The sequence below is a fragment of the Arthrobacter sp. GCM10027362 genome (assembly GCF_042679445.1).
GTDB lineage: Bacteria > Actinomycetota > Actinomycetes > Actinomycetales > Micrococcaceae > Crystallibacter.
Genome location: NZ_JBHTML010000332.1, coordinates 1 through 2072, shown reverse-complemented (window position 1 = coordinate 2072; position 2072 = coordinate 1). Strand labels below are relative to the sequence as shown.

Genomic DNA, 2072 nt, shown 5'->3' with positions numbered 1-2072 from the left:
CCGGCGGCCGCGCTGCGGGCCCCGGCCCTTCGGCGTGCGCCGCGGCACCGTGCCGCCCGCCTTGTCCTGGCCCGAAGGCTTGCGGGCCTTTTTGCCCTGCTGCTCCTGCTGCACCGAGGGCTGGCGGGAGCTTCGGGCGGTCCGCCCCCGGACGATGCCGATGAATTCCTCGATGGTCTCGTCGGTGCGCTCGCTGAGCCAGGCCAGGCCGATCCGGGTCCCCTCGGCCCCGGACACCGGCTTGCAGACCACGTCCTTGCGGTTGTACAGCCGGGCCACGGACATCGGCAGGATCATCACGCCGGCCCCGGAAGCCACCACCTCGATGCCCGTCTTGGCACCGCCCATGGCCTCCGGGTCCAGGACATTCTCCCCCGCCAGCGCGGCCAGCGGGACCTCGTCGTCATACAGGGCGACGTCGTGTTCCCTGGGCGCGACCACAACGGGCAGCTCCTCGTACAGCGGGATCAGGCTCAGGCCCTCGCGGTCCACCGGCAGGCGGACAAAGCTCAGGTCCGCCCGGCCGTCGCGCAGGATCTGCAGCTGTTCCGCCTCGGTGCACTGGAAAACGGTCAACGGGATGTCCGGCAGCCGTTCCTCCCAGCGCCGGGTCCATTTCCCGGGAGTGACACCGGGGACGAATCCCACCGACAGGGACCGTGCGGCTGGGTGTTCCTGGTCCATCTGTTCCTCCGGCCTCGGGTGCCGGGCAGTTCTCCGGCACGTCATCACACTAACGCAGGGCCCCGGCCGGGGCGCTGCCGGTGCGCAAAGCGTGCGGGAGAGGCGGCGGGCGCTAGGCTTATTCCATGACCAGCGAGAAGCCATCCCAGTCCATGAAGCCGGCCACGGCCGCCAAGAAGCTGGGCATCTACCTGCCGGCGGCGCCGCAGGAGTTCCAGGACAATCCAATCTCGCGTGCCGAATTCAACGAGCTGCAGTCCAATCCGCCGGCCTGGCTGTCCGAGCTGCGGCGCAACGGCCCGCACCCGCGGCCGGAGGTCGCGCGCAAACTGAACGTCTCGATCGGCGGTCTGGCCCGCGGCGGTGTCAACGAGCCGCTGACGACGGCGCAGATCAGCGAGCTGCTGCAGAACCCGCCGCAGTGGCTGGTCGCCGAGCGGGCCACCCAGGCCGCCGTACGGGCCGAAGCCAAGCGCGTGAAGGACAAGGAAAAGGCCGCCAAGAAGGCCGGCAGGTAGCCCGGCCCTCCCGGTTTGCCCGCGAACCGGCTCCGCGCTGCGGGACATTCCTGCAGCGCGGAGCCATGTCGCGGCGCACCGGGCGGGAACGGGCCGGTCAGTCCTGGTGGAGCTGGACGAGGTTGCCGCAGCCGTCGTCGAACACGGCGGCCACCGCCCCGGAGGGATCCGGCGCCGGCTCGGCGGTGAACTTCACGCCCAGGCCGGACAGGCGCTCGTACTCGGCCTGCACGTCCGGCACGCCGAAGACAACGGCCGGCAGGCCGGCCTCGTACACGCCCCGCCGATAGGCCTCGCCCACCGGGTTGTCGCTGGGTTCGAGCAGCAGGCCGGTCCCCTGCCCCTCGTCCGGAGACTTCACGATGTAGAGGTTGTACTCGGGCATCGCCATGAGTTCTTGGAAACCCAGCGTCCGGGTGTAGAAGGCGAAGGCTTCGGCGGGGTCCGTGACATGGATGCTGCACATCTTGATTCGCATGGTTGGAACCCTACCCGGGTCGCGGCGTTCATCGGCTTATGTCCGCGTTCCACAGCGCTGAGGTGCTGCCGCCGGGTGCATGTCCCGGGCGGAAAATCCTCCCCAGGACTGACCCCGGGGCCGGGATCGTGTCGGTACAGTCGGAAGCACCCGGCACCGCAGGGGCGGAAGCCACCGGGGTACAGCAACGGACGGGGGAGCCGCGATGCCTTGGGACTGCCTTTTCTGGCTGCCCGCGGTCCTGTTCGGCGGCCTGTTTGCCCTGCTGCTGGCCGCCGGCGCGCTGGTGAGCGTGTTCCGCCGCGAGTGCCACGGCAGCGCAGCCAGGGCGGCCCGGGCCGCTGCCGTCGTCCTGGTTCCGGTCCTCGGGCCGGTGCTGTGGCTGGCCGCGG

4 protein-coding genes are annotated in these 2072 nt (G+C 70.7%); 2 read left to right on the top strand and 2 right to left on the bottom strand.

Annotated features, from left to right (window positions below):
• A partial coding sequence (locus ACFQ36_RS22335) for a LysR family substrate-binding domain-containing protein (RefSeq protein WP_377017705.1) occupies window positions 1-684 on the bottom strand: 684 nt, incomplete at its 3' end.
• A gap of 125 nt (window positions 685-809) precedes the next feature.
• Here ACFQ36_RS22335 and ACFQ36_RS22330 point away from each other — a divergent pair.
• Window positions 810-1202 carry a DUF5997 family protein gene (locus tag ACFQ36_RS22330; RefSeq protein ID WP_377017703.1) on the top strand — a complete coding sequence of 131 codons (393 nt, stop codon included), beginning with the start codon at window positions 810-812 and terminating at the stop codon, window positions 1200-1202.
• Window positions 1203-1299: 97 nt separating this feature from the next.
• On the opposite strand, the gene ACFQ36_RS22325 is transcribed toward ACFQ36_RS22330, so the two are convergent.
• Complete coding sequence (locus ACFQ36_RS22325; protein WP_377017701.1) at window positions 1300-1680, bottom strand: VOC family protein; 381 nt, start codon at window positions 1678-1680, stop codon at window positions 1300-1302.
• Between the two features lie 205 nt (window positions 1681-1885).
• On the opposite strand from ACFQ36_RS22325, the gene ACFQ36_RS22320 reads away from it, so the two are divergent.
• Window positions 1886-2072 (top strand): hypothetical protein (locus ACFQ36_RS22320; protein ID WP_377017699.1); only part of this gene is annotated, 187 nt, incomplete at its 3' end.